The sequence below is a fragment of the Flavobacterium sp. LM4 genome (assembly GCF_002017935.1).
GTDB classification, from domain to species: Bacteria; Bacteroidota; Bacteroidia; order Flavobacteriales; family Flavobacteriaceae; genus Flavobacterium; species Flavobacterium chungangense.
In genome coordinates this window covers 1,272,453-1,299,381 of the sequence record NZ_MUFW01000001.1, presented here as the reverse complement: position 1 = coordinate 1,299,381, position 26,929 = coordinate 1,272,453, and the positions used below count along the sequence as shown (strand labels likewise).

Here is a 26,929-nt window from a genome sequence, read left to right as displayed (position 1 = left end):
ACTAATAGAAATTACTAGGTTCTGAACTATTATGAATGATCTGTTTCTGTGAATGCTTTGTAAATTCCTCGACAGAAGAAATCACGACATCTTTATCACCATTAAATATAAGTTCCTTGACTGTATGAGATTCTAAATTACCTTCTACTCTTTCTATAAAATTACCCACAATTGTGCTATTTTTATTTCCTGTAACGACTTCTGTCATTATGCCTCCAATTGTTTCAATGGCATCTACACCCACAGTTTCCGTTTTGTTAACACCTACCGAAGTTGATAAATTATTAGAAACATTAATATCCATATCAGTACAATTAAAAGAAATTCTATTTGGTGCATTAACATTGATATTGCCTTTTCCATCCATTTGATAAGTATTTCCACTCGGGTCTTCAATTAAAATACTTCCTTCACCGTCATTCAAAATAAATTTGATTCCTGAACGGGTATGAATCGCCTTAACATTATTTTGACCATCCGCATAACCGCTGGATTGACTTCCATTATATTGCGTTCCCAAAACATACGGATTCTGCGCATTGCTTCCTTCAAAACCTACCCAAACCTCTTCGCCGATTTCGGGAATAAAATAAAATCCCTTGCCTGAACCTGAGTGCGGCTGTATCATTCGAATCCACTCGCTTGAATTGTTTCCGCCTGCCCAGTTAAACTGTACTTTTACACGCCCTAATCCTTCTGGATCATTGTTGTCTTTTACCTTGGCAGACTGTGTTTCGGCTTTGGCAAAGGCATGGACATCTGTATAATATGGTGCGGCAACATCTGCTGGAATGGCTTTGAAATTACAGGAATAGTTTCCGTGTACTTGCGAAAGGTGTGTCACTTCTGTCACAATCAGTTCATGCTCTACGGTTTGGTTTATAATGCTAAAAACCTGACCAAGACCTAACGGAAAATATGATATTCCGCTGTAATATACACTATTGGCATCGCTGCCTGCGGTTTGCAGTTTTACCATTTCTTGGATTTCGTCACTGCTTTGGGCATTGGTGGTATAAGCTCCAGTATTCAAATCGTTTTGGGTAACAGTTCCCTGGTTATGCCCCACAACGGCTGCGAAACTGTCTTTGCTTCCTGAGGATGTTCTTGCTGCCGAATTACGAATATTGGCTGCACCATTGTAATCATACCCTCCCAAAGAAATTTTATGAGAAGCCATATTGGTCTGTATTTTAAAACCATGCAGCGAAGATCCGTTGATGAGTTTTATTTTACTGGTTTTGGTTTGTCCGAACTGCATTCGCATTCCGTCAAAATAGAACCATTGGCCGTAACGTTTTGCCAATCGTTTTAAGAAATCAAAATTGGTTTCATTATACTGAGCCATGTATTTGAATTCCTGAAGATAGGTAGATTTTATAGCATCTCTTTCGTAGAATTCTCCAGGACCTTCGGCTAAAATATCCAACACGATATCATTCATACTTCTTTGCTGGTAGGTTCTTGATTTTTTCATGTCATCCAGAACGATAGTATGGCTGATACCTTTGACATGTAATCCTTCGGCGCTGCCATGAAGATCTATAGAAGATAATTCTGTTATGATTCCTTTGCTCATCAACCGGATTCCGGTGAGGCTTTTAAAGGTAAAGATAACTTCATCTCCAAGATACGTTCGCAATGCCTTTGCCTGATCTGCGGGATTTATGATCGCCTTGCCTGTATACTGCCATACAAAAGAAAAATGATGATGATCTGCCATCTTTTGTGACAGTTCTAAATTATGATAAACAACATTTTGGGTAAAGCTCCCTATGCTGATATGTACCTGTTCTGAAAAATGTCCCATAATACTACTATTTATTGGTTCTTTACAATTAGCTTAAGGCAATCCAGTTGTTAGAAAATTTAGCATCACCAAAAGTCAATTCTTTAGCCACTAATTCTATAGTAATTTTCATAGGTACTTCGGTAGTACTCGTAAATTGTTCGTCATAACCAATACAAAATGCTTTAGTAAACGTAAGCTCTTTCATTTTACTCATGGCATCTCTTCTGTAAAAAATGATTTTACCATCTTTTGTTAAATCTCCGTTTAACATCCAGGATAGAAAATTGCTGTTTTGAGTAGCTTCGATAATCATTTTTATAATTCCGCCTTTGGCATTTCCGGTAGGTTTGCTCGTATTGTCAATTTCCTGTTTGAAGCTTACATTGAATTCAAGTACATTATATTCTTCTCCGTCTATATTTAATTTAGATAAAAAACTCATGTTTAGATTTTGTTAGGTTATTAAAAGATATGAAAATAGATTTAGTGCTTATTAAACAAAAAAGGAAGTCCCATAGCAGGACTTCCTTTAATAGTTTCAAGCTTAAAAAAGTTTGATAAAGTCCAAAGGATTAAACCCATGCATTATCAAATTCTCCTCCGCCCATCGAAATTTTGCGTGCTGAGATCATAAAAGTCTCCGTTAAAGGAGTGGCACTGTTATGATCAAAGTTTTCTTTGTACTTAACCATGTAAGCCTCTGTAAACTTTAGCTCTTTTAAAGTAGCATTAGAATCACGCTTGATGAATTTTACAGAACCATCTTTTCTTTCGAAATTATTGGTCATCCACTCAAACAATTCAGTACTTCCTGTAGATTCTACTTCAAGCATAATTCTTCCTCCACGTGTTACCGTAGATGGACGCCCTGAAGCATCTGTTTCCTGAGCTAAATCATAACTCACATTTAATACTTTGTAATCCTTTCCGGCTACTGACAACGATGTTAAAAACGACATAATAAAATTTTTTAATTATTAATTTATTTATTCATGTAGCAAATATAAAAATAATTCTTACAATTAAAAACATTTTAATACAATTTTATTTACTTTGTGTTTTTATTTATAAGATAAGGGTCCAACAAAGAAATATCCTCTAAAATCAAAATTTCTGTTGGTACTTTTAATTGTTGCATCGATGATGATATCGACCCGTTTTTTGGCTCTGCTCATATCATCTACATAAAAAGTTTCTTCTGACAATTCTACCCTGAGATCATTAAGTTTTATTCTGACTTCGTGAAACAGCAGGGATTGTTTCATCGTCTTGGAGATTATTTCTTTCAATGTATTTTCATTCATCAGCAAATCAAAATCGATTTCCCATATTTTAGATCCAAAAGTTTCATCAAATTTACATTCTCCAAATGTCGTCGTGGCCAGCAAAATTATTTGTTGGGCAATAGAATGTTCTATAGATGTTTTTTCTAATTCTTTTTTCTGAATGATAGCATTAAAATCTATCGGCAGTTTATAAAAAGCTCCTTTCATATTCTCCTCAATTTAAATATAAATTACCCTGTCCGTTTTTCCGTTATATCCTGTTTCTATAGCTTTAGAAACTTTTTTTCGCTTAATAATACTAAGTGTTACTTTTGGAGTAAGTTTCAAAAATTTCTCACGATACAAAATATCACCAATAAAACGTTTGCCTTTATTTTCGTCAACAATAATAAAATAGCTCGTTCCTTTTTCAATTTTCAGTGTATTGATGTCTCCGGCAAAAAACTGAATGTTTTGATTTTCTTTTTGAAAAGTATAACAGAGTTCTTCGTCATTTAATTTTCTGTATTTTGAAATATCAAACACTTCTATTTCTTCTTTTAAAGGTTCAAAAGGGATATTTTCAAAAAGAAAATTCTTTGGAGCTAAAAATTTCAGTCCAAAAAAACTCCAAATTCCTTTTTTTGTGGTTTTCTCTTTATAGAAAAATGTATCACGTGTAACTTTATATATTTCTTTTTCATTGGTTTTATCATCAGTTACAATCATTTGATACGTTGGAACTTCAATTTCTACAGGAATTTCAGAGCTTTCAAAAAATGTTTTGAGATTTACTGTTCCCACTTCCTGCTCTGAAATTATGATACTTATCGTATGCTTCTTTAAAGCCGAATCTGTTCTGACAACTACATCGCCTTCTCCGCTGCCTGCATAAAAAACAGAACCTTTGTTATCTGTAAGTCCTAATGAAAGATTTAATTCTGGAAATGGCATATTTTAGCTATTTATGTGATGAATTTAAATTTTATTTGAAAAAAGAGTTTGTCCATAAACTATTTGAAATTTTAAACTAACGCTACTTTTTTCTAATCTTATACACTTTTAAACAATTGAGATAGTGTTTGAAATTCTGATTATCGGCAGCACTAGGACTAAACTCATAATCTCTTTTAAGAGTGTAAAATTTTATCGAATTAATCGTATTAGCATTAAGCTTTTTTATATCTGCACCTGTGAGTTCCATAACAGCTGTACCGTCACAGTTTACTGCAAACGAATTCTTTAAAACATACATGTCTCCATTTTTGAAATAAAGTTCTAATGGCTGTTCCTGCTTTACACAAACATTATCTGTGAATATTTTGAAGTATAGATACAATCTACTTTTTCTTTTCCCAAGCTGCAATACTGCGTATTCAGAATCTTCATTAAAAACTCTTAACAAAATTGGAGGTGCACTTGCAAAAAGTTTCCCCGAAAGCAATAAGTCATTTTGCGAAACAGGGCAGTTTATTTCACTTAATACAGGCATTTTTTGAGCTTTAACCGAATTTGAAGCTGTTAACAATACAATGATTGCAAGGAAAATTTTAAGTAGGTTCATAAATTTGAATTATTTGGTTTGACCATTCAAAAGATCAATGTTTTGTTTAAAAAGGAAACATAAAAATATGTTTCCTTTTTATAGAGCTATTACTATTATTTTTGTTCGTAATCTGTATCCCATTCAGTTCCGTCATCTCCTTTGTGTCCATCCATTTTGATAAGGAAGTTTTTTGCAGGGAAATAAGGTTTCATATGGATATCCATATAAATTCTGTCTTTTTGAATTGGATCCTGCTCGAATCTGCGGATTTCAAAATTTTCAATCAATTTGTCAGGACCTGTGATTCCGTCAAGGAAAGCCACAATCTGATTCATGATTTCTTTACGCGTTTTTGCTGTAAAGTTTTCGAAAGCACGACGGTTAAGGAAATCCATTAATACTTTGGTAACGTAATCAAAAACACGAACAACTGAGTAGGTCTGCAATCCTAAATTGTCACCGCTGAATAATGTTTTGGCAGAGAAAGCCATTACTTTTCCGTACTCATTTACCATAGGAACCAATCCTAAGTTTTCAAGGTTTGCGATTTCACTTTTCTTAAGGTCAAATTTTACTCCGTCAACTTCGTTGATTCCACCGAATTTTTTACCGGCTGTAACCTGAGACATCAACGTTTTATAAATTTTTCCTGCAAGTGCTGCAGAAGGTGCTATGTGTAAATCTTCATTTTCTCCAATCTGGTCAAATCTGCCACGTCCTACTAACCAGTTACAAGTCATAATTACGTTAGAACGGTACACATCTCCACCTGTTAAAGAAGCTGCATCAAACATTTCCATTACATCATCCGGTTCATCAAGGTGCTCGAAATCTGTAACCAGCATTACTTTATTTTCATGTGCAATTTTTGCCCATTTTTCGATTACTTTGTTTGAACCTAAATAACCAGGAATTACCAAAATACCGTAGTTGTTTTTAAGGTCTAAACGATCGTAATTATCTACGAGTTCAGAGTGAATTGCATCGATAAAACGTGTATTGTCAAGATCTTTTAATTGCTCTAAATCAGCATTTACAATCGTCACATTTTTTACTTTATCAGTTTCTGTGTTTTTGAAGAACAATGCAACTGTTCTGTAAGCTGCCTCGATTTCTCTTGTATCCTCAACTGCTTTCGCCAGGTTCTTTTTCAACAATGCTTCAGACTCTTTGCTTTTGTCTTCACTTTGTGCCACCATATCAGTCAAAGCATCGTTGCTGCTTAAAACTGAAGACCATAATTCTAAAGTCTTTAAAAGTGTTTCTCTTTCTTTTGCTTTATTTACTTCTCCAAGGAAAATTTTTCTTCTTGCTTTTCTCTCCGGATTAAGATTCTGAATTCCTTCAATTGACATTTCCAATAAATCAAAACCACCGTATTTAGCCAGTTTTTCAACATTTTTTTCAATTGAACCTGCTCCGGCAATTACTCTAGGCTCTAATACTGCAGTATCGCTGTCGTTATTTTTATATGCTTCTTTATTTGACATCTCTTCGTATTTTTAAAATTTTATTTATTTTGTTTTAGTTCATTGATAAGTGTTCCAAGACTTTCTAATAAAGCTTTTTTTGCTTCTCCGTCTTCTAAAGCCGCTTTCAGGATTTTGTTTGATTTTAACTGACGGATGATTTTTTGATACTGATCTTTTTCTGTTTCCAGTTCAGACAGGAAATTACTTTGTGATGTAATTCCTTTTATTCCAAAATCTCCCAGGTTTTTAAAATTTAAAGCTTCTACTTTTGTTGCACCTTCAGCAGTTTCAAAGTTTACTTTTACTTCTGGCTTAAAGTGTTCAAATGCTTTTTCGATACTTGTAATTCCTTCAACCAATTCTGGTTTAATAGGTGCATCAACTGTTAATTTCTGAGCAACAAGTGTTCTGTTTTGAGGGATAGCAATGATTGCTTCATCAGCATCTAATTTTACTTCATTACCTCCAATTCCATAATTTGATAACATAATTTTTAATTTTAGTGATTATTCTATTAATTCTTTTTACTCTAAATTCTAATTATTGATTTTGATAAATCTGACGGCAGACGTCCAAATCCCTGCTTACTTTTTCCAACTCTTCTTTATACGTTTTTGCCGATTGGTTCAAACTGTCTATAAGGTGTGAGTTGTGTGTAAGGCTTCTAATCTGTTTTTTATAGTCGATAATATTCTTGTATGCTAGAATAATATTGTTATACAGCTTTTTATTGTCTGTAGTGTCTTTTGGAATTTTCTGATACATATTCGCAATCATAACATTCGCCAGACGCTGCTGAAAATCATTATCTACTTTTGGTGAATTGATCGAATCAATAGTCATTCTGATACTGTCAATTTTTACCGAAAAATTGGTTTGATAATCGTATTCCCTTTTCATCATTTCGTTTTCTGCCTTAAGCAATTTATTTTCTGCTTTTGGCATATAAAAATTAAATGATACTGCAATTAACATCACTGAAAAAGTGAGGATAAAGGCTATTAAAAAAGCTATAAATGCTTTTTGACGTTCTTGTTTATTTAATACTTCCATATTTATTATTCGTAATTATTTTTTAATCTTTAATGAAGAAACTGTGTCGTTTAGAAGTATGAACAATATCTTTCTGATCTGTTTCAGCAACAAATAATTCGATATTTTCTTTCTTCTTACCTATGTAATCCAGTTTATTCAAGGTTTCGTACAACTTCTCAATTTTAATCAGGAAGTTCATGACCAGCGTTGTCGTTTTATCAATATGTACATGATCGTATCCGGAGTTAATAAGGGATGTAAAAAGCATTTCTAACTCTCCTTGCGACATATCGCACCATTCGGCAAAATAATTTAACAGTTCCTCTTTACCCGCTCCCGATTTTGAATCAATAAAGTTTTTGATGACTCTTGCAAATGATACAACGGTAGTCAGCATTGCGGCAGGATGCTGATGCAGCGAGAACCAACGAAACTGCGTAAGACAACTTCCTAAATAATAACTGGTTGTATCTGTCAATTGAATTACAGTCTGAGGCAAAATTCCAGATTGCTGAATACGATTAATCTTTTGAGAAATCTGAACCGAGTAAATTTCTATCTGTCCAAACATACGTGCAATCTGCGCATGCATATCAACCAGTTTTGGATGGCAGGCAACAGTTACTGATGGCGGAATATAATTTTCATCAAGGATAGTCGTATCGCCTATTAAAACTTTACCTATAGCCAGATAAAAACCTCCGTAACCTATTCCGGAACGAAACTCCTCTGCTTTAATTAAGTGAAGTTTATATTCGGGTTGCGTGTATGGATATCTTGGCGGAACTTCCTCAGGATCGGGCTCTCCAAACGGAATTCTTTTTTTAGAATTAACCGATATACATGCCAGCAATACCAATTGTTCTCCTTCTTTGATTTCATAAGTATCCTCCGGATATGGAACCTGAAGGTCTAATGTGTCTGTACTGCTCCTGCTGATTTCAATTCTTGAACCGTTTGGCGTAATGGCATGACATTCTTCTACCCTAACGCGCAGTAATTTGTGATTGTCAATTCCGAGCGTGATTTTTGTAGCCTCCTTATTTTGATTTCCGGAATCCAGTAATCCATAACTCATAGGTGTGGTATGAATTCCTATTGCATCATTTACCAATTCAGAAACATTGTCCTGCATGGATAAGAAATGGCTTTTGTTTATTTTCATCCCGTCAATCCAGTTTACGGGAAAATGATTTAATTTTTCTATCATATCTTTTATGTATATATTTTAAACAAAGCTTTATTGTGCTATTTTATTTCTAACTCTGATAATGGCATTATCATAAACTGTATTTTCTTTTAATTCTTTGGCGAGTTTGTAGTAGTTTAAGGCTTCTTCAAAATCATTTTCGTTTTCAAAAATTTTAGCAATATTATAATAAGCACTGGCTTTTGTAGTGTTTATTGAATTGCCCGATGCATACGTTATTGCTTTTCTGTTTGCGTAAATCGCTTCTGCCTTATACCCTTTTTTGATATACATAAGACCTAAATTTCCGTATGCCTGACCAAATGTTGGATAGTATTCTATCGCTTGCTTATAAAATTCCAAAGCTGCATCAACATCTTTATTTTGATAGGCCTGATCCCCTTTTCTGTTTAACTGAAGTGCTCTTTTCTTATCTTCATTTGAAACGTATACTTCTTCCTCTCTGTCATTATCAGCGTAATTGATTCCTATATCCTGGGTAGTTTTAGAAATAACATTGTTAATATCGACAATTTCTCCATTTTCATTTATTTTGAATAAATTCCAGACATTCCCTGTCTTATTTTTAGGAATGTAATAGGTCTTTACTAACGACTGTCCTACATATACAAAGACTTTTGCACCACTGGCTGACAATTTATTTGAACTGAGATTATCCTTATTGCTAAAATCGTGAACAAAATAATGATAGGTCTCTCCAAACCTTTTATTTTCAATTGTTATCGTTTCCGGACCGTAACTATCTGTATCGTCTACATCCAGATTTGAGGAAGCTCCTTTTTGATGCTGAAAATAGATGTGATTCCCCGGAAAAGTTAAATGCGAATCTAAATCGTACGGATTTTTACCCCAGTTCAGCACTATTCGCATTCCATCCAGATTTTTCATGTACGGACTCAGCGCATATGTCATATCATTACATGGACATTTTACCACCAAACTTGAATAGTTGTCTTTTTTGATAATTAATAATGTGTTAGAATCATCCGGAAATCCACTATTAATTGTAGTTCTACCCTGATTATTTGTCAAACTTTTTGCCGATGATTCGCCATTTCTCTGAATCATTACTTCTGCATTACTAATCACTTTATCTTTTTCGACTGCTGACAATACCTGTACAGATATATCTTGTGCGCCTACATTATTACTAAAAACCAGAGCTAAAAAAGGGATTACTAATTTAAATTTCATTTATACTTTTTTATTAAAATTACTTATGTTATTATATATGTTAATCGTATCATTTAAAGATTTTTTGGGTTAATTATTTTAATTAAACAAGTTTAACCTTAAAAAAAATAATTTATTCGCAAATTATCCTAATCATATTCAAAAAGCCTTATTCTTTTTTTTATTTGATATTTTCTAAATTTGAAGAGATGTTTTTCCTTTCTTCCATTAATTACAATGGATCTGTAACTCGTGAGAACGGATTGCAAATCCATGCTATTCGGGGTTTATTCGGAAACTACTTTTGTTTTAAAAATATATCCTTCTTTACCCGATTTTGTTTTTACTAAATACCAGTCTCCTGATTGTTTAATAACTTCAACAAATTCACCTGTTTTTACTTTTTCCAAAATAAAAGAAGTTGAATTCTTTTCTTTTCTTAAATTAGTATATCCGTCGGGATCAGCGATTTTTAACCTAATTGTAAAATTATTTTTAAAATCATTATAATTAAAATCACTAATATTTACCTTTAAATTATTGATTGTTTTCCTTTCTTTTGGAACTTTATCATTGTATAGACCCGATTTACTTATGATAACATTATCAAGTATAACTTCTCCTTCAATAATTTGAAAAGTATATTTATTTTCAATTAATTCGGAATCATTTATTCTTAACTGAGTAAAAGAAAATAAATTTTTATTGAATAATAAATCATTATAAGAGTCTTCTCCTCCAGTCCCCCCACTACATCTTAAACATGGTATAACATTTTGATTTTTGATTTTTAAAACATATCCTCCAATACCGTCATTTATCAGAATAATTAGTGTTCTTGGAGTGTTGTTCTTGTATTCTTTTTCGCTTGCTAATATTATTATTTTATCTTGGAAATTGTCTTTATTTATATACCCAGACAAGCTGTCTAAAACAAAATAATCTTTTGGTATAAAGTCTGTTATTTTTTTTAACTTGTTAGTTTGACTAATACTAGTAGCTTCTGAAATAATATTTTCGTTTTGAATTAGTTTGATTTGTTTATCTATAGATTTATATATTGAATTACATTCATTTGTTAAATTGCTAAAATATTTTGGAATAACTTTAGTTGGTTGAGGGGAGTCGAAATAATAATGCCAAAAACTATCCACTTCTTGAATGCTTCTATTTTTAAGCAAGTTGCATGCTAAATTAGGAGTTTGGATAAATAGCTCTTCCGTTTTTCTTCTAAAATAACTAACCGCATCGGCTTGATAGTTCCCATTTATCCCAATATCAACAATAAGTTTTAGTGATTCTTTGTTTTCTTTCTTTGTAACTATTAAAAAGAATAAATTAATATATTTTTCACTGTCATTATACAATGGATTAGGTTTATCCAGACTTTCATTCCAACCAAAATAACTAACAAATTGTTTATAATTTTTAGGGAACTTTTTAATAAATAAAAGATCATCCTTTTTTAAATAAGCAGTTTTTAATTCAGTAATTGAAATAAGACTTTCTTGAGATTCTAATTTACATGAAGTCAGGATTAAAAATAAAAATATCAAATATTTATACATCGTTTTAAGTTATTATAATTTTTGCTCCGTCACTACAGCTTAACCTTTATAATTTTTCCATTCCTCCTTGGAATATTAAATTTTCATTTTATAAAATTCCCTCAGCTAACAAAAAGCATAACACCTATGCTAGCTAAGGCTTTTTTTCAATATTTCAAGGAACTTATTCTATTTATTAATTTATTTTAATGGTTTCTTATTTCTAAGATTAATTAAAAAACCTTCATTTACGCTTTCAAATTTGACAATACCAAAATCTTTTATTGACCATGTTTTTGAAGGAATTTTTAACATCGTATTACTTCTATCAGTGTATTCTTCTCCATATTTATGAAGATTTATATTTCCTGTATTTTCATCTATTTTAAATGTTGTATATGAGTTAACAAATAAAAAATCTACACAAAATATCTGTTGAACAGTAAAATAATTATTTTTACTTACAATACCTCCATATCCATCAGCAGGACAATTATCATCATATTTAAAAATCAAATTATAATTATCATTTACTTTTTGATATTGATTACTTTTTTTTTGTAAAATAATTATAGGGTTAGAATTGTGTTGAGCATTGTCCTTATTTTTTATTCCATCTTTTTCTAATGCTAATATTTTAAAGCCATTTTTTTTTAAGTTAATGACAGTACTATCTAGAACATAAAATCCTTTAGGAATTCTTCCATCGATATTTGACTTTTTTTCTTTTTCTGAAAAAACATAATTTTGGAACATTCTATCAAAAACTATAGAAGAATATAACTTCGAATTATCTTCAAACTCAATATTAAATTTTATGTAGTCAATATTTATGAATAAATCTTCTAATTTTTGAGATTTCTTATTACTTTTTAAAAAAGCTACAGCTAATTTATAATCAGGAGAATCTTTACCTCCATAAACTTCATAATTTTCAACTATTTTATTAAAATAATTTCGATTGACTAAATATGCTACATCATATATTTCTTTCTTTTCAAATTTCTTAAATACAGTTTTTTTTATGTCTTCAAAAATTGGAATTTGAACTTTTTTATTTTCAATTTTCAAAACTATTGTAGTGTCTCGTTGGAATCCAAGTGTAGTTTTATTTTTTTCTTCACCATAAAAAACTGCATCATAACTAAACGTTATTTTGATATTTTTGACATTGTTATTTGAAAACTCTAATTCTTTCCCGTCCAATAAGTCACTTTCTAAAAATGCAGGTTGCATTAAAATTTTCGTTCCATCATTTTTAATATTAAAATCTTCTTTAACATTATCATTTACACTATTAATTCCTGCAAGAGCTACAGATGCATTTTTAAAATTTAATTTAATTATATCAGCTTTCTCGTCTAAATTATTTTTCTTTGTTTGACCACTACATCCTATTAAGAATAGGCTCCATAAAAGCATCAAAATTCTTTTCATATTGTTGTTACATTAATTGACGAAACTTCTTCTAAATCTAAATCTGTTAATCCTATATGACCATGATCATCATGATCCCTTTGGTGTATTACACCCGAAACAGTACTTCCTAAAACTGTAACTGGATTAGCACAAAAGTTTTTTCTAAAGCCATATTTATAAGCGAAAGTAAAAACCGTTTTATTTTTTTCTCCATCGAAAACTGAGCTGGTATTTAAACCTTGATAGCTTTTCCCTAAGGTATTTAAATATCTAAAATCACAATCTAAACCTTTCCTAGTGCCATTATGACCATGCCCAGCATGATGAAACGAACCAGGTTCCCACGGATCGCTACCATTTTTCGAAGACATATCTCCTAAATGAATTTCCCATCCTTTTTCATTAACATCATTGATAATACCAAATAACGCAGATGCTGTTTTAGGTAGCAAGTAATGATCCCCTTGTCCTACTATCTCACCTCCTGAAGTTCCCCCTGCATCTATATCTGAATATCTATTAAAACCATTGCCTGAAGCTGGTATCTGAACCATCCCATACTCATTTTCATCTAAACAATAAAGTAGTTTAAATTCTCCTTCCGTTTTTTCAACATAATAAGCATGTTTTTTTTGGGTTCCTTTCTTAAGTTTAACTTTTCCAGTTTTATAAATATAATATTCAGATTGTCCTTCTGTCGATTCATTAGCAGCAGTATCTTTAGAACATTCTTTTACCTTAAATATTTCAATCATTTTTTTTAGATTTTCCCATCTTGCATTTCTTGTAGGTGTCTTACTATTTATTATATCTACTATCTTATCTAAATGTCCTTTTTCATATCCATTATTTGCTTCATCCATGCACTTATATTCTTTCCAATACGCCATGCTAGCAACAGTTCCTTCATTGATATTATTGATATTATTTGCATCAATATCTGTAGTAAAATCTACATAATCAGAATCAATTCTTTTATTTATTTTAATGTATTTATCTTTTCCTGTAATTTGTATAATACCTCTACCCCTATATTTCCATCCATCACCACTTGCAATATCATCGTTTCCATTTCTATTAGAATAAGCAATATTTGCAATCATTTGCAAATTAGCAGAATGCTGAGTTAAATTAGGCCTATTGTATGTGTTCCTTAAAAAAGCAATATTATTACTATCAATTCTCCCATAAGTAAAAGCTAAATCATTAGGTGGACCATTTAATAATCCTGTTGTACTAAATCGCGCATAGTTTTCTGTTAGTTTTTCAACAGCATAATTTAGGCCTTCTCCATCTTTTATATCAATACTTAGTCCAACTTCTTCTCTTACTTGAGCAAAGAAATGAGCTTTTTGTTGACATGTATTTAACCCAAATTTGCTGCTTGCCAAATTAAAAGCATTCATTAATTCTTCTTTTTTAGCTTTAGTTGCGCTAGTAAAGATGAGGTCTAATTCATCAAGTGTTAATACACCGCATCTAGTACACTTCCCTTTACCAATCACAAAATACTCCCCATCTCTTTTCAAAAACTCCTTTTCGTGTTTTATAGTTTCACCCTGGCATTCTGCTTTTAACCAAAGGCTTTCGGCTTGTGTTTTGTAGGTATCAAAACTAATTGTGGCACCTCTGCCGTAAGTTCCCTTTTGTAATGCTTTTTCTACATCGTCGACAAAAGCTGTTTTTCCGGCTGCTATCTTGGTATTTCCTTGTTTTCCTTCTTTTGCATTTTTTAGTATTATTGCTGCAAATTCCTTTTTGTTGTCATCTGTAATAGTTGTTTCTTCACTTTTAAATGTATAGGTATAAGATTCTTCTTTTTTTCCTTTAAGCAGTTTTTCTTTCCATACTTTTAAATCTTCATCGGCTTTTGGGCGAAGCTTTATTTTTACTTTGGCAATTCCATTCTCAACTACGGCTTTCAATATGGTAATATCGCTACCTCCTTCTTTTGATTCTAAGACAGCCAAATCTGCATCGGTTTCACCTAAAACAGCCTCTTTTTCTTTTATCGTAATCGATACTTCTTTTCCATCTAATAAAAATGTTTTTGCAACAACATATACTTCCTCTTCTAGTGGGGCATTATTTATTTTTATATAGTTTGCTCCTAACTTGCACAAATTAAAAGAAACAGGATCCCCAATTGCATAAGGACCGGTTGTAAGTGCATTTTTAATATCATCAAGTTTGGCATATTTTTTATCTGCTTTTACTTCTGCATCTACTCTTTTTTTGATGATTGGAGCAATTACATCTTTGTTAATGCTAGTATATGGATTTTTAAATATGTATGTATGCTGACCTGCAGTCTCTGCAGTTTCCAACGAAAATTCTTCTTTAGCAAAATAAGCAGCAAAAATACCTTCTGTTCTCACTACTTCCACTGCAGGGATTTCATCCACTGTCAAAGGAGCTGTATTAGTTGGTGCTTCAAATACGGGTATTGTAATTATACTGTTCCTTTTTATTATTTTAAACGAAAGTATTTTGTCACTTCCACTTGCATTTTTAATATACTCATTTTCAATATTAATTACTTTTACATAAAAATTTTCTACAACTCCAGGCAACCCTGGAAATTTCCTATAAGATATAGTTTTGAACTTACCTTTGAAAATCCCATCAGTGCAATTTCCTTTTATAGTATCTATAAGTTTAGACTCTTTTTGACTATACAATTCTAATTTTAATGTGTCACCATTTAAACCCTCTGTTTCTAATGTAATAAATAAGTCCTGTCCATAATTTATTTCACTATTATCTGCTGTATTTTGTTTTTTACTCCAAGAGGCAGAAGTTATTTTTTTTTCGCATTTACCAAATACATATACCCCAGTGTTTCTTGGATCATGTTCACCAGATAAACTGGTTTCTAAGTAGTAGGCATAACTCCCACATAGTTTTTTAGGAAAGGTAAGGCCATAAGGTTCTCCTGCTGGTTTTCTTGTTTCTTTAAAACTTTTTATCTTATTATGATCCATCCACAGCCAGTTGATATTTCTTCTTTCTTCCTCAGTAGTTTCATTAAACCATTCGCCAACGACAAAAGAAGCCTCTTGATTTGGATTTATACAAATTATATCGCCACTTTTATAATAATCACCAGATATAGAGCTGTTTGATAACTTCTTTATTTTTTTTACCCCTTTTGCCATTTCTATGTTTTTAGAAAATAATGAAATTACTTTTTAACTATATATTATTCCTTCGTCTGTATGCTCCCTTGCAAATAGATTTTCTATATCTACCATCGGGTTTATTTGCTTTTGGACTTCGGGTTTGGCATTCTTTACATTCTGTTTACCCACTTCTGCTTTTTGCCCGTGTTTGTCAACCGTGATACAATCAGCACCTCCAATAGGACAGGTGGCTTTGCTGTCTTCCAGTAATATTTTTCCTTTATTAGACAAGGTAACTTTTTCATAAAAGCTACTCCATTTGGTAATTACTGCCTGACATGGCAGGTAATCGCCGCTTCCGTTGGGCTGCATTTTACATTTACCAAAAGTATTTTTCTCTAATGTCTGCCCAATTTCTTTATCGGTTGCTATGAGTTTATTTGCTGCATCTTTGTCATTCGCATAATGCTTACTATGTGTTTTTACCTTAAGTTTATCTAACTTAGGTTCTACACTAAACTTACATTTTACGGTCGCTCCCTGTACCACTACATGTTTTGCACTCATAACCTTACCTTATTTAGATGTTAAAAAATTACTCCATTTAACTTTCAATTACTTTGTTCCTTTTTCAATTTTCAAAAGGTCAATTTCAATCGTTGTTCTTACAGGTTCAACTTTATCAATATTGAATTCCAGATTCATTTTTTCTATAGTATAAGCATCCGAATTTAGAAAGTAAACGGCATTATAATTCACTTTCAAATGAGCATGCCCATATAAAAAACCAAACCCCGAATCTGTATAATTTCCTTTTTGCTCTATTCTAATATAACCAGCGTCATCTAAATTGGGAGCCATTTTATGTTGTACTCTAAATACAGATTCTGTTTCTTTTTGTAACGGAAATGACAAATCTTTCTCAAATTCATAATCAGCTGTATACCCTACATGAATACCATTAAAAAAAGCCCTCAAAAAATAATCAGAACGAAGTGAACTCAACACTCTCTCTGAGCTCTCAAGTGTACGTTCTACATGCTCTATATACTTTTCAACTACTTCACCTTCATAATAATCTAAAATTTCACTTTTAATCTTACCCCAACGGCTTTCTATTTCAGCATGGTTATAAATATCAATCCATTTACCAAATTCATCCACAACAATTTTTAACGGATATAAAACTTCTGCGGTTTTAGCTGCCAATCCGTCCATCATGGTGTCCGGAATTTTACCGTTTATATAAATATCAGATGCTCTGTTAATTTCAAACAGATGATACTTATTTTTATCAGCAGCAATCCATTTTACATTGATCTGCATTTCTGTAACATCAATCTCAGCTTCACCTTCATAAGTATATTTTACTTTGTAACTTTGGTCGACTTGTTCCGGTGTAAAGGGTAATCTGTAATTTTTACCTAAAGTGACTTCCTTGGGTTTTTCATCAATTATATCATTTTTAGAAGCTTCACTTTTTTCCGGAGCCAAAATCAAAAACTCTAAATGTCTTTTAAAATCTGCTTCGATTAGATCAGGAATGTCACAATATATATTATGATAGCGTCTGAGTTCACTGGCAGGAACACCAAGTTCAAGGGAAACACTCTGTAGCGTATCTCCTTTTTTAACTTTATAAGTACGGTGGCTACCGTGAAATGAAACTTCTGCCTCTTCTATATAATACATTTGTTCAGATACATCTAAATTTTATCAATTCATTCCTGCATTTGCACCATATACAAATTCCGGATCTTCTGTTTTATCTTTTTTGCTTATTTCAACCTTTTTTTCTTTTTGCCTTTTACAGATTATAACCGAGTTCTCTGTAATACCATTCATTCCTAATGTATATTTTGCATCTACGTATCTGGCTGCCTGATACCATTTTGGCTGAAGGAAAAATACCCAGTTGCAATTTTCTCCTTTATATTTTAATTGTATCTTACTCTCGGCATTGTGTTTATTGTAACCCGTAACGGTATGGTAAAACAAAGCACCAAAATCAATTCTTACCGGTCCTTTTGATCTAAGGGAAGTGTAGGTTTCACTATCAGCATCTTTTTGAATCAATAAAGTAATCAGTAAAAGGTCTTTCATTTCTACATTCTCTATAACCGGAAAAGGGTCTTCTCTTTCCGGAATTTTCCATGTAACGTATTCTTTTGGAGGTATCTGCAGCATATAATTGAACACTGCATAAACTCCGGTAGGGACTATAAAAACCAAAAAGTGTGAGCACATTAAAAAAGTAAGTCCAATACCACTTAATGCTGTATAAATAATGATGAACAATACACTTGAATAAAGCATTATCAAACATGCAAACAGCAATTCATTAGCAACCAGCTTTTGATTGAATTCATTAAAATAAATGCGGTACAGGTAAACATGCAGCGTTCCGAATAGTAAGGAAGCGATCTGGTAGAAAAGAAACTCATCAGATATTTCAGTAAATAATTTGTTGTAGCCTAAAAACCCAACCAGCGCATAAATAAGTACAGCTGAGAAAATATAGATATAAAATTTCTTTTTATATTTTACTGCAAATTCTTTTACTTTATCACTAAAAACCATTGTAAGTAAAACACTTACGGCTATAATTACAACCAAAAATACAATGAGCCTAACGTCAATAAGTGCTCCTAAATGCTTTTTTACCATTTCTAAAGTCGTGTTGTATAGCCCAACACAGGCTCATTATTAAAATTAAACTTTTCTATTTCGTTATTTATCAATAAAATTATTTTTACCTCTACTTCCATCGGAAAAAAATGTTCGCAAAAACAATCTATAAACTTTTTTATATCTCCTTCGTTAATATAATTATGAAAAGGCTGATTAACTATTGGCCCTATTTCTATGGTTACATTCATAGAATAATCCGTATAATTTTTTCCGCTGATAAAATCGACTCCTAATCTGTTTTCGCCTAATACAATCTGCTCTTTTTCTTCACTAAGTTCTTTTGATGTTGTCGTTTCAAAACTTACTTTTTCATCTATAATAGTTGATAAACACTTACATGCCAAATCAATATTTCCAACAATTTTGTATGCATAAGGCAAAAGCCGAATGAATTTTGAGACTAACACTGCCGGATAAATATGAGGCAGACCCCAAAAATCATAGAAAAACTCTAACGACTTACCTGAATTGAGTTTGTATAAAAAATCTCTTTCAACACCTTCTATTTTAGTTTTGTAATGAAAAATTTCATTCTCAAAAGGGCTAAAAAAATTACGCGCTTCTGCTTCCTGTTTTTTCTGGTGTTTATGCTCTCTGATCATCTGCTGAACAGATTTATCAGCATTGTTCTCTTTTAAACTGTGTATATATCCTTCAGGCAGGGTATCATAAATACTGTCTCTCGACAAGAGTATATTAAGATATTCACGTTTATCGTAATTATCATCCTTAATACCTGCTCCTAAAATATCACTTCTGAAAGCCCGTGAAAACTGCCCCTGATTAGAAATCATAATTTCATCCTGAGCAACAGAGGTATTCTCCAGAAGCTCATTAGCAATTACCTCGGCTCTTATGTCGTCTGAAATATTCGCTATTTCCTGAACAAGATCTTCAAGACTCATATTATTTTTTCTTTGTATCCTCATTGATTCTTCCTGCTCCTATGTAGCGTAACTGAAAATATTCGTCATTAAAATTATAAATGGCCAATCCTTTATTTGTACAGGCCAGAATTCTGTCGTTATGCAGGTAAATCCCAACATCCGAAATAGGATGATCCTTATCGTATCTGAAAAAAATCAGATCTCCTTCTGCCAAAAAATTTCGCCCGGTAAAAATCTGTATCGATTTTGATTTCCACATTCCGGCAGGATCCTTAGGTAGTGTAACTTTATAAACTTCACTATACAATGACTGAACAAAATAAGAGCAGTCAATCCCTTTATCCGAAAAGCTTTTTTCTTTATAAGGCGTATTGACCCAGGGATCCAGATATGAATATAGTTTGTAATTTGTAATCTTGTTTGGTACTACTCCCAGCACTATCGAATATTTTTCTTTTAAAGCCAAAACAGCATCGCTCAAATTTTCTGAATTATCATTTACAACTGTTTTATTGCTCAAGCCTGATTCTTCCATTTTAGCCTGTTTTTTCAATGCTTCCAAAGAATAATCATATTTAAAAGGAACCTGAGAAATATATTTCTTACTACCACAGCCTATGCCTAAAAGCATTATGAGTACTAATACAATTGTTTTATTCATAAAAAAATACTTATTGTTTTGCCATTCTTATTTTATGGCAATGATGAAATCATCTTAAACCTATTAATCTTTTGGATTAAAAACTGACTGTAGTGGTATTATCAGTTATTATGTTTTTTATTCATGAATTATACTTCACAAACATTGAGGTCGCAAACGTAAGAAATTATTCTGTAAGAATTGTTATGAAATTTATAAAAATTATACTAATTATTTTTACAATTATAAAATAATAAAAACTATTTTTGCCAGCGTGTTTATAGAAAATATCTTACTTAATATTAGCCTTTAGAAAAACATGAATAAAAAAAATATCGATATCAGGGTTATATTTTTCTTTGTAATCCTACTATTAATTGGAATTATTGCTTTTTTAATTCAACTTTTTAATCATGTTGATTGCGAAGATGTACGATTTTATGTTTTAACAGAAAACTCAAGAACCGAAGAATCTATAGAATTTTTTGATAAGACGCCAAATGCAAAATCATGGAAATGGGATTTTGGAGACGGTTCAGAACCTGATTTAAGAAAACATACCTTTCACGTTTATAAAAATCCCGGAAAATATTTAATAACCCTGACTATAAACGGAGAATGCATCCATAACAAAGAGATTATACTTACAGACAAATATCAAATTGATAAAATAGGAACTCCTAAAATAATTACTTCAAAAATAATTACAGTTGGTCAGCCTACTTATTTTAATTCTGTTTCTGAAGATGCTAAAACCTGGGAATGGGCTTTTGGAGAGAACAAAGGGATTGATGACACATCTGCTAATCCGGTTTATACATTTTCAACACCCGGTGAAAAAACAGTTACACTTGTCGTAAACGGAAACTTTGGCTTAGTAGCCAAGAAGATTATTTATGTACATCCCAAAGTAATAAAAAAAACAAATCCTCTTGATATAACTTCTTATGAGTACGAAAAGAAAGCAGAAGCCTTTTCACTGCCAAGAGGCGCCGCAAAAAAAGATCCTCTTGAAGATATGTTACAATATGTTCCTGTAGCTCCTAAAACTAAAACACAAAAAGACAGCATTATACCAATAAAAAAAGCACCCAAAATTTCTGAAGACCAATTTGAAATTTTGCTTAACAAAGTAGCTGAAGGAAGCAAGGTAAAAGATGATTTTTCTGAATATTTATGTGATGATTTAGATATCCCAATTGTAAAAAATGACAGTGATTTATTGACTTTCTCCCAACTATGCTCCGCCATTAAAGGAAAGAAAATAAGGATCGAATCAATCCGTCTTAACAAAGACAAACAAAACAATTGTATTAAGGGATTAAACATTAGTTATAAAGTAAAAAAATACCTGATCTGGTCTAAAGATTAAATAAGGATGGAAGAAAAAAATATTTTCAGTACAGAATTACTCAGTGCACTTGAAATTGCTAAAAAAATTGCCAAAAACAATTCAAATAAGTTTTACTCTGCATCACATTTGCTAAAAGCCATCCTTAACAGGGATTTATCTCTATTAAAACGTCTTGAGGCTATGGGCAAGGATGTTTACTATCTTGATGAATGGTCGGAAGTCCGCATGGAGGATGAACCAAAAACTACAAATATTTCAGATGCGGAGCCAGGTGATCTGATTGATGAAATTATAAAAGAAGCAGAATCGGTCCGTATAATTTTAAATGAAGACGAAATTAGTCTTTATGCCATATTAGTCGCTTTGAGCTCTACAGGAGTAGGTTTTAACTTCGACCAAATGAAGACGTATCCTATTTCACGAAACGAATTATTAGAAAATCTTGCAATCGCTGAGCCTAACGTTAACATTCCTCATCAAGAAGTAAAAAAAGGTTTTTTAAGTAAATATTGCATCCATAAAAATTCTGAAAAAAAGAAAAAAAGAATTCTGGCGATTGGCCGCGAAACAGAGTTAAATACGATGAAGGAAATTCTTTGCCGATTTTCTAAACCCAATGTATTATTAATTGGCGACAGAGGAATCGGTAAATCAATATTGATCGATACGCTTGTTCAAAATGTAATTGCGAATCAGGTTCCTGAGGTTTTAAATAAAGTACAGCTTTTTGAACTGGATTTATCTACTCTTATAGCCGGTGCATCCTACAAAGGCGAAATCGAAGACCGCTTAAAAAATTGTATTCAGGAATTAAAACAATTTCCTAAAGCAATATTAATTATCGAAGAAATTCACACACTATTAGATAAAAACGGAGGAGATTCAGGTGTATCCAACGTATTGAAAGGGGAATTAGCAAAAGGATTAAACATCATTGCTACTTCTACAATCGACGAATATTCCAAAAGAATCGAAAAAGAACAGGGACTTTCCGGAATGTTTGAAATTGTAAAATTAGAAGAGTCGAATGATGAAACGTTGTTCCGAATGATTCGGGAATCGATAAAACCGTATCAGGAGCATCATAAAATACAAATTGATAATGAAACCATTACAGAATCAATACGATTATCAAGAAGGTATTTAAAAGAGAAAAGCCTACCGGAATCTGCTATTAATCTTATTGATCATACCATGTCAGTTTTAAAGACATCGGGAGAAACTTATTTAAAGGAAAAGCAGTCTCTTTTGGATAAATTATCGATTTTAAAACAAAATGATAATGATTTGCCTGAAGATCAATTATTAAAAGAATGCCATTGGTTCCTTTCTGATTTAATCAGTAAAATGACATTTTTAATGATTGCTGCTGATGAAAATGAGCCACAAATTTTTGAAACTTCTGAAGCTATCATTAAACATATTGAAAACCTTATCCATACTCTTGAAGAAAGAGCACTGGACAAACGTATTCATATTGAGGCTTTTGATTTATCTCTTATAATTGCTCAAAAAACAGGTATTCCTGCAGGGAAATTAAATGAAGAAGAAAAACAAAAACTAAATAATATTGAAGATGTTTTAAACCGCAGAGTAATTGGGCAGGATCATTGTATTGCAACAGTAGCAGGATCAATTTTAGAATCAAGATCCGGATTAAGCAAAGCGGGACAACCTATTGCATCCTTCTTTTTTTTAGGACCAACAGGAACAGGAAAAACAGAGTTAGCCAAAAGTCTGGCGGAGTTTCTTTTTCAGGATGAAAATGCCATTATTCGTTTTGATATGTCTGAATTTAAAGAAGAACATTCGGCAGCATTGCTTTACGGAGCTCCTCCGGGATATGTAGGCTATGAAGAAGGCGGATTGCTGGTCAATAAAATAAGACAAAAACCGTATTCTATTGTATTATTTGATGAAATTGAAAAAGCACATGCCTCTGTTTATGATGTATTCCTTCAAATTATGGACGAAGGAAAATTACATGACCGACTTGGAAAAGAAGGTGATTTCTCTAATGCTATTATTCTTTTTACCTCAAATATTGGGTCAGATCATATTGTAGAAACGTTCAATAATGGTCAAATTCCGGGTTCATCTTCACTAATGGAAATCATGGCTAATTATTTCAGACCTGAATTTTTAGGCCGATTGACAGAAATTGTACCTTTTGCGCCTATCAGCAAAGAAAATGCTTTAAAAATATTTGAAATCCATCTTAAAAAAGAGTTTTCAGATTTACTCAAAAATATGAAAATCGAAGTTGAAATCCCGATGGAAACTAAACTTTATCTTGCCGAAAACGGATATAATGCAAAATATGGTGCAAGACCAATAAAAAGCATCATCAGAAGTCATTTACGAAGACCACTGGCCAAGAAAATAATTTCCGGAGAAGTGAAAGATGGCGATAAAATGATTGTTGTTTTAGAAAATGATGAAGTTAAATGGATTAAGGAAGATGTTTTGATAAACTTGACAGATCAATAGATTTTATTTGGTTTCTATATTCTAGTAAATAACTTCTTTGCAGAAGATTTTAATCTGTTCATAAAAATCAAAGTCGTGAGACTTCGAGAAAGTCAATATATCGAACTAACCTTATGATTTATTACTTTTCAGTTCCATTACTTCTCTTTTTACTTCCAGAAGTAATTCTTTCATGATTTCTATTTCGTTTAATTCCTGTTTTTTATCTGTACGACCGATACTGCAACTGTATTCCCAAATTTCGATAATATCAGAAACTTTTACCTCATATTGAGGATAAAAACTGTTATCGGATTCTAAGACCAAGGCATTTTTTTTATTTTTGTTCAGGCGCTTGTATACCATTCCTTCATTTTTAGTAATCAGTATGTACGTTTTGCCGTCCTGTACTTCTCCTAACCTTTCTACATAACGGCCAATAATTATACTTCCGTCTTCATGAGGGGGCATTGAATCTCCTTCTACAGGAAACCCTCTGTGTTTTCCAGGCCCCAAAAATGGCAATGAGATTTGCTGCAGATTTTCGATGTATTCAGGATCTGCATAACCATTTAAATACCCTGCTTTTACTTTTTGAGTAACTACTTCAATGAAATTTTCTCCTTGCTGGTCTACCTGTATAGGCAGGACTAATCTGTTGTCTTCCAGCTTTAATAAATCTTCTACGCTAATTTTACGTATATCGACCGAAAGTAATAAGTCGATACTGATATGATAATGCTGTGCTATCTTTTTTAAAATTTCATAAGGTGCCTCTGAGGTTCCATCTTCGTATTTAACATACCTGCCTCTGGTTATCCCTAAATTCTCTGCCAGTTTTTCCTGTGAAATTTTTTGCTTTACCCGTAAGGTTCTAATATTATCTGAAAATAGCGACATAATTAATTATGTTATAATTTATAACAACAAATATATTAAAAATTGTTATTATCCGAACTAATTTTGTTTCTCTCAAAAACAAAGAAAATGAGACTATTTAATGATACTGAATTATTTTCGACCGGTACAGGAGGGAAAAAGGTATTTGACGTTCCTGATGCTGACTTACTGTTAATCGACAATTTTTTCACGAAACAAGAATCAGATTACTATTATGATAAACTGCTGAACGAAACCCAATGGCAAGAATATGATATGCCGATGTACGATAAAATAGTTACCGCCCCCCGAATGGTTTCATGGTACAGAGATGATGATTTAGACGAATGCCACCCCCATCTAAACTGGCCATTAGAACTACAAACCATTCGCCAGCGTGTTGAAAATGAAACTCAAATACAATTTAATGCCGTATTACTTAATCTATACAGAAATGGAAAAGACGGAGTTGGATGGCATAGTGACAAAACTGTGAGCAGTAATAAAAACATGAATATCGCTTCGGTCACTTTTGGGGAAACCAGAATGTTCAGACTTCGTCATAAATTCAGAAAGGAAATCCCACAATTAGAGATTCCTCTTCATCATGGCTCTTTTTTACTTATGGCCGGAAATACAAACAGTTTCTGGCAGCATCAGATCCCTAAAACTGCGAGAGAGGTACTGCCGAGAATTAACCTTACTTTTAGGAAGATCAACAGAAAGGAGTGATTTATTTTAAAGGTTATAATACAATACCATTGTCACTTTTGCACTGCTGTATTAATTTTCGAATACTTCTACTAATCATACTGCGTACGGATTTTTTTTTGATCTCATAATCTCTGGTACATTTTTCCAATTCGGCAAATAATACCTGAAATCTATCATATAATGCATCCAGTTCTTTCATTGCTTTTCGCGTTTCTGCATCTTCTTCCTGTTCAATCTTTTCGGCTGCCATTTTTGACATATATTCAAATTTGTGAAATGCTGCCAATAAAATTCGATGCTCTTTTGAGTTTATTCCCTGCATAACATATATTCTGATATTCTAAAAAAAAATAATTTTTATGGAGTAACTAATAACGGATCGACATCGGTGTAATTTTTAGATAACGGTAACGATTTTGAGACCGTATTTTTTACTTTTTCACTATTTTCTGAAATTGTATTTATTGCTGTTTTTAATAAAACTTCAGAATGATTTCCCAAGGGAAAAATTTCAGGATTCTGAAGTTCATCTCTATTAACTAAAGGATTTATACCTTTAGAATAATCCCCTTCATGTCTTGAATTGAATAATTTATAGATAGAAGGATATAAAATCCAACCTCTTTTACCTAATAGTCTGTCATCTTCAATAGGAAACCCCGCCATATTTTTACCAACTGTCTTCTCTCCTATTGTGATAACTTCCATAAAAGGCTTTAGATTATTAATGATAATTTCTGAGGCTGATGCAGTTCGGTTTCCGCAAAGAATATATAGTCTCTGAATATTGGGGTGTACATTTTTAAGGGCATCAAAACTTACACTGGATTCATTACTTTCCAAAGACTGTTGAAAAGACTGTTTTACTATACCGCCATTTTTATTACCTTCAAACTGAATAAAAAGATCACCCGATTTTATATTTGGAGCCAAAATTATACTTAATGCCGTAGCAGAAGAAATATCTCCTCCTCCATTGTAACGTAAATCCAAAACCAGTTCTGTTATTTGCTGATTTTTTAATTCCTGAAAAATCTGACTAAAAAGGTTTGCCTGACCCACATCAAAATGTGGAACTTCTACATAGCCAATCTTAATTTTATTTTCTGTAATTACCTGATGCAAAACAGGCTGAGAAAACGAAAAACCCTGTAATAAAGAAATTTGTTTTGCTTTAGAAAAACCGGATTGAGCTGAATATGAAACAACTTGTAAATTTAGTTGCCCTGCTCCTCTCATACTTTTGTAAATATTATCGTAATTACTTAAATTCAATTCTACATCATCAACCTTAGTTATCAACTGACCTCTAAATAATCCGTTATTTTTGGCTGGAGAATCATATAATGTATATAAAATTACCCCATAAACCCTGCCTTCATATTGCATAAACGAAACATCGAATCCAAATTTCTGTCTTAAACTTTGTGGTACGGTTTCTGGCAGTTCAGGGTGTAAAGCATATGAATACACATCATCAGTCTTTAAAAGCTTTTGAAAATATTCTTTTGGACCTAATGATAAATTGGTTAAAAATGGCACCTCATCATTCCAATAATAGTATTTTTTCATTTGCTCGTAAATCCACATATTTGTGTATTGATTGCTTCCCTTTTCGTATGAAACCGGGCTATCATCACTCTGGCAGGAAACAATGGAAAGGATCAGGAAAAGAAAAGCAAGTATTCGAATCTGAGATGAGTATTTCATTTTA

The 26,929-nt window shown here is 32.2% G+C and carries 25 protein-coding genes; 3 read left to right on the top strand and 22 right to left on the bottom strand.

What is annotated here, in order from left to right; genetic code table 11:
• Position 1 precedes the first annotated feature (1 nt).
• The 19 genes from BXU10_RS05845 to BXU10_RS05755 form a co-directional block, all read right to left on the bottom strand.
• On the bottom strand, positions 2-1,810 hold the full coding sequence (locus BXU10_RS05845; RefSeq protein WP_078226515.1) for a type VI secretion system Vgr family protein: 1,809 nt from the start codon (positions 1,808-1,810) through the stop codon (positions 2-4).
• Between the two features lie 28 nt (positions 1,811-1,838).
• Complete coding sequence (tssD, locus tag BXU10_RS05840; protein ID WP_031457448.1) at positions 1,839-2,234, bottom strand: type VI secretion system tube protein TssD; 396 nt, start codon at positions 2,232-2,234, stop codon at positions 1,839-1,841.
• A 130-nt stretch (positions 2,235-2,364) separates the two neighbouring features.
• Positions 2,365-2,751, bottom strand: coding sequence for a type VI secretion system tube protein TssD (tssD, locus tag BXU10_RS05835; RefSeq protein WP_031457447.1), 387 nt, complete (start codon positions 2,749-2,751; stop codon positions 2,365-2,367).
• 102 nt (positions 2,752-2,853) lie between these two features.
• Positions 2,854-3,285, bottom strand: coding sequence for a GPW/gp25 family protein (locus tag BXU10_RS05830; RefSeq protein ID WP_031457446.1), 432 nt, complete (start codon positions 3,283-3,285; stop codon positions 2,854-2,856).
• Positions 3,286-3,297: 12 nt separating this feature from the next.
• Positions 3,298-4,011, bottom strand: a complete 714-nt coding sequence (locus BXU10_RS05825) for a hypothetical protein (protein ID WP_078226514.1) — start codon at positions 4,009-4,011, stop codon at positions 3,298-3,300.
• Between the two features lie 82 nt (positions 4,012-4,093).
• The gene (locus BXU10_RS05820; protein ID WP_031457444.1) at positions 4,094-4,621 is read right to left on the bottom strand and encodes a hypothetical protein; all 528 of its coding nucleotides are present in this window, start codon (positions 4,619-4,621) and stop codon (positions 4,094-4,096) included.
• Positions 4,622-4,716: 95 nt separating this feature from the next.
• Complete coding sequence (locus tag BXU10_RS05815) at positions 4,717-6,093, bottom strand: DUF5458 family protein (protein WP_031457443.1); 1,377 nt, start codon at positions 6,091-6,093, stop codon at positions 4,717-4,719.
• Positions 6,094-6,113: 20 nt separating this feature from the next.
• Positions 6,114-6,563 carry a hypothetical protein gene (locus BXU10_RS05810; RefSeq protein ID WP_031457442.1) on the bottom strand — a complete coding sequence of 150 codons (450 nt, stop codon included), beginning with the start codon at positions 6,561-6,563 and terminating at the stop codon, positions 6,114-6,116.
• A gap of 52 nt (positions 6,564-6,615) precedes the next feature.
• The gene (gene tssO / locus BXU10_RS05805) at positions 6,616-7,128 is read right to left on the bottom strand and encodes a type VI secretion system TssO (RefSeq protein WP_031457441.1); all 513 of its coding nucleotides are present in this window, start codon (positions 7,126-7,128) and stop codon (positions 6,616-6,618) included.
• Positions 7,129-7,150: 22 nt separating this feature from the next.
• Positions 7,151-8,320 carry a hypothetical protein gene (locus BXU10_RS05800; RefSeq protein WP_031457440.1) on the bottom strand — a complete coding sequence of 390 codons (1,170 nt, stop codon included), beginning with the start codon at positions 8,318-8,320 and terminating at the stop codon, positions 7,151-7,153.
• A 30-nt stretch (positions 8,321-8,350) separates the two neighbouring features.
• On the bottom strand, positions 8,351-9,514 hold the full coding sequence (locus tag BXU10_RS05795) for a tetratricopeptide repeat protein (protein WP_078226513.1): 1,164 nt from the start codon (positions 9,512-9,514) through the stop codon (positions 8,351-8,353).
• A 266-nt stretch (positions 9,515-9,780) separates the two neighbouring features.
• Complete coding sequence (locus BXU10_RS05790; protein WP_078226512.1) at positions 9,781-11,061, bottom strand: SH3 domain-containing protein; 1,281 nt, start codon at positions 11,059-11,061, stop codon at positions 9,781-9,783.
• 180 nt (positions 11,062-11,241) lie between these two features.
• Positions 11,242-12,477, bottom strand: coding sequence for a hypothetical protein (locus BXU10_RS05785; protein WP_078226511.1), 1,236 nt, complete (start codon positions 12,475-12,477; stop codon positions 11,242-11,244).
• Complete coding sequence (locus BXU10_RS05780) at positions 12,474-15,617, bottom strand: hypothetical protein (RefSeq protein ID WP_078226510.1); 3,144 nt, start codon at positions 15,615-15,617, stop codon at positions 12,474-12,476. Before BXU10_RS05780 ends, BXU10_RS05785 begins: the two co-directional genes overlap by 4 nt.
• Positions 15,618-15,650: 33 nt before the next feature.
• Positions 15,651-16,148: a DUF4280 domain-containing protein gene (locus BXU10_RS05775; RefSeq protein ID WP_078226509.1), complete on the bottom strand. Its 498-nt coding sequence runs from the start codon at positions 16,146-16,148 to the stop codon at positions 15,651-15,653.
• A gap of 48 nt (positions 16,149-16,196) precedes the next feature.
• Positions 16,197-17,273, bottom strand: coding sequence for a LysM peptidoglycan-binding domain-containing protein (locus BXU10_RS05770; RefSeq protein ID WP_078226508.1), 1,077 nt, complete (start codon positions 17,271-17,273; stop codon positions 16,197-16,199).
• 24 nt (positions 17,274-17,297) lie between these two features.
• Positions 17,298-18,248, bottom strand: a complete 951-nt coding sequence (locus BXU10_RS05765) for a TssN family type VI secretion system protein (protein WP_078226507.1) — start codon at positions 18,246-18,248, stop codon at positions 17,298-17,300.
• 2 nt (positions 18,249-18,250) lie between these two features.
• On the bottom strand, positions 18,251-19,177 hold the full coding sequence (locus tag BXU10_RS05760) for a type VI secretion system baseplate subunit TssG (RefSeq protein WP_223255391.1): 927 nt from the start codon (positions 19,175-19,177) through the stop codon (positions 18,251-18,253).
• Between the two features lies 1 nt (position 19,178).
• Positions 19,179-19,820, bottom strand: coding sequence for a C40 family peptidase (locus tag BXU10_RS05755; protein WP_031457429.1), 642 nt, complete (start codon positions 19,818-19,820; stop codon positions 19,179-19,181).
• A 298-nt stretch (positions 19,821-20,118) separates the two neighbouring features.
• On the opposite strand from BXU10_RS05755, the gene BXU10_RS05750 reads away from it, so the two are divergent.
• Together BXU10_RS05750 and BXU10_RS05745 are read left to right on the top strand one after the other, a co-directional pair.
• Positions 20,119-21,171 (top strand): PKD domain-containing protein, encoded by a 1,053-nt coding sequence (locus BXU10_RS05750; RefSeq protein WP_078226505.1) that lies wholly within the window; start codon positions 20,119-20,121, stop codon positions 21,169-21,171.
• 6 nt (positions 21,172-21,177) lie between these two features.
• Positions 21,178-23,643 (top strand): AAA family ATPase, encoded by a 2,466-nt coding sequence (locus BXU10_RS05745; RefSeq protein ID WP_078226504.1) that lies wholly within the window; start codon positions 21,178-21,180, stop codon positions 23,641-23,643.
• A 111-nt stretch (positions 23,644-23,754) separates the two neighbouring features.
• Here the strand turns inward: BXU10_RS05745 and BXU10_RS05740 are convergent, their stop codons facing one another.
• Entirely contained in the window at positions 23,755-24,522 is a 768-nt protein-coding gene (locus tag BXU10_RS05740; protein ID WP_078226503.1) for a LexA family transcriptional regulator, read from the bottom strand.
• Between the two features lie 87 nt (positions 24,523-24,609).
• Between BXU10_RS05740 and BXU10_RS05735 the strand changes: the two genes are divergently transcribed.
• A complete protein-coding gene (locus BXU10_RS05735) occupies positions 24,610-25,233 on the top strand; it encodes an alpha-ketoglutarate-dependent dioxygenase AlkB (RefSeq protein WP_078226502.1) in 624 nt (207 codons plus the stop codon).
• 13 nt (positions 25,234-25,246) lie between these two features.
• Here the strand turns inward: BXU10_RS05735 and BXU10_RS05730 are convergent, their stop codons facing one another.
• Positions 25,247-25,537 carry a hypothetical protein gene (locus BXU10_RS05730; RefSeq protein ID WP_051872979.1) on the bottom strand — a complete coding sequence of 97 codons (291 nt, stop codon included), beginning with the start codon at positions 25,535-25,537 and terminating at the stop codon, positions 25,247-25,249.
• Positions 25,538-25,572: 35 nt separating this feature from the next.
• Positions 25,573-26,925: a S41 family peptidase gene (locus tag BXU10_RS05725; RefSeq protein WP_078226501.1), complete on the bottom strand. Its 1,353-nt coding sequence runs from the start codon at positions 26,923-26,925 to the stop codon at positions 25,573-25,575.
• Positions 26,926-26,929: the final 4 nt, after the last annotated feature.

Coding starts and splice junctions, on each gene's coding strand:
- BXU10_RS05765 (WP_078226507.1), bottom strand. CDS start 18,248: ATGGTAAAAAAGCATTTAGGAGCACTTATTGACGTTAGGCTCATTGTA.
- BXU10_RS05800 (WP_031457440.1), bottom strand. CDS start 8,320: ATGATAGAAAAATTAAATCATTTTCCCGTAAACTGGATTGACGGGATG.
- BXU10_RS05750 (WP_078226505.1), top strand. CDS start 20,119: ATGAATAAAAAAAATATCGATATCAGGGTTATATTTTTCTTTGTAATC.
- BXU10_RS05830 (WP_031457446.1), bottom strand. CDS start 3,285: ATGAAAGGAGCTTTTTATAAACTGCCGATAGATTTTAATGCTATCATT.
- tssD (WP_031457447.1), bottom strand. CDS start 2,751: ATGTCGTTTTTAACATCGTTGTCAGTAGCCGGAAAGGATTACAAAGTA.
- BXU10_RS05790 (WP_078226512.1), bottom strand. CDS start 11,061: ATGTATAAATATTTGATATTTTTATTTTTAATCCTGACTTCATGTAAA.
- BXU10_RS05825 (WP_078226514.1), bottom strand. CDS start 4,011: ATGCCATTTCCAGAATTAAATCTTTCATTAGGACTTACAGATAACAAA.
- BXU10_RS05795 (WP_078226513.1), bottom strand. CDS start 9,514: ATGAAATTTAAATTAGTAATCCCTTTTTTAGCTCTGGTTTTTAGTAAT.
- BXU10_RS05820 (WP_031457444.1), bottom strand. CDS start 4,621: ATGAACCTACTTAAAATTTTCCTTGCAATCATTGTATTGTTAACAGCT.
- tssD (WP_031457448.1), bottom strand. CDS start 2,234: ATGAGTTTTTTATCTAAATTAAATATAGACGGAGAAGAATATAATGTA.
- BXU10_RS05810 (WP_031457442.1), bottom strand. CDS start 6,563: ATGTTATCAAATTATGGAATTGGAGGTAATGAAGTAAAATTAGATGCT.
- BXU10_RS05735 (WP_078226502.1), top strand. CDS start 24,610: ATGAGACTATTTAATGATACTGAATTATTTTCGACCGGTACAGGAGGG.
- BXU10_RS05770 (WP_078226508.1), bottom strand. CDS start 17,273: ATGTATTATATAGAAGAGGCAGAAGTTTCATTTCACGGTAGCCACCGT.
- BXU10_RS05725 (WP_078226501.1), bottom strand. CDS start 26,925: ATGAAATACTCATCTCAGATTCGAATACTTGCTTTTCTTTTCCTGATC.
- BXU10_RS05745 (WP_078226504.1), top strand. CDS start 21,178: ATGGAAGAAAAAAATATTTTCAGTACAGAATTACTCAGTGCACTTGAA.
- BXU10_RS05845 (WP_078226515.1), bottom strand. CDS start 1,810: ATGGGACATTTTTCAGAACAGGTACATATCAGCATAGGGAGCTTTACC.
- BXU10_RS05780 (WP_078226510.1), bottom strand. CDS start 15,617: ATGGCAAAAGGGGTAAAAAAAATAAAGAAGTTATCAAACAGCTCTATA.
- BXU10_RS05755 (WP_031457429.1), bottom strand. CDS start 19,820: ATGAATAAAACAATTGTATTAGTACTCATAATGCTTTTAGGCATAGGC.
- tssO (WP_031457441.1), bottom strand. CDS start 7,128: ATGGAAGTATTAAATAAACAAGAACGTCAAAAAGCATTTATAGCTTTT.
- BXU10_RS05740 (WP_078226503.1), bottom strand. CDS start 24,522: ATGTCGCTATTTTCAGATAATATTAGAACCTTACGGGTAAAGCAAAAA.
- BXU10_RS05785 (WP_078226511.1), bottom strand. CDS start 12,477: ATGAAAAGAATTTTGATGCTTTTATGGAGCCTATTCTTAATAGGATGT.
- BXU10_RS05730 (WP_051872979.1), bottom strand. CDS start 25,537: ATGCAGGGAATAAACTCAAAAGAGCATCGAATTTTATTGGCAGCATTT.
- BXU10_RS05775 (WP_078226509.1), bottom strand. CDS start 16,148: ATGAGTGCAAAACATGTAGTGGTACAGGGAGCGACCGTAAAATGTAAG.
- BXU10_RS05815 (WP_031457443.1), bottom strand. CDS start 6,093: ATGTCAAATAAAGAAGCATATAAAAATAACGACAGCGATACTGCAGTA.
- BXU10_RS05760 (WP_223255391.1), bottom strand. CDS start 19,177: ATGAGTCTTGAAGATCTTGTTCAGGAAATAGCGAATATTTCAGACGAC.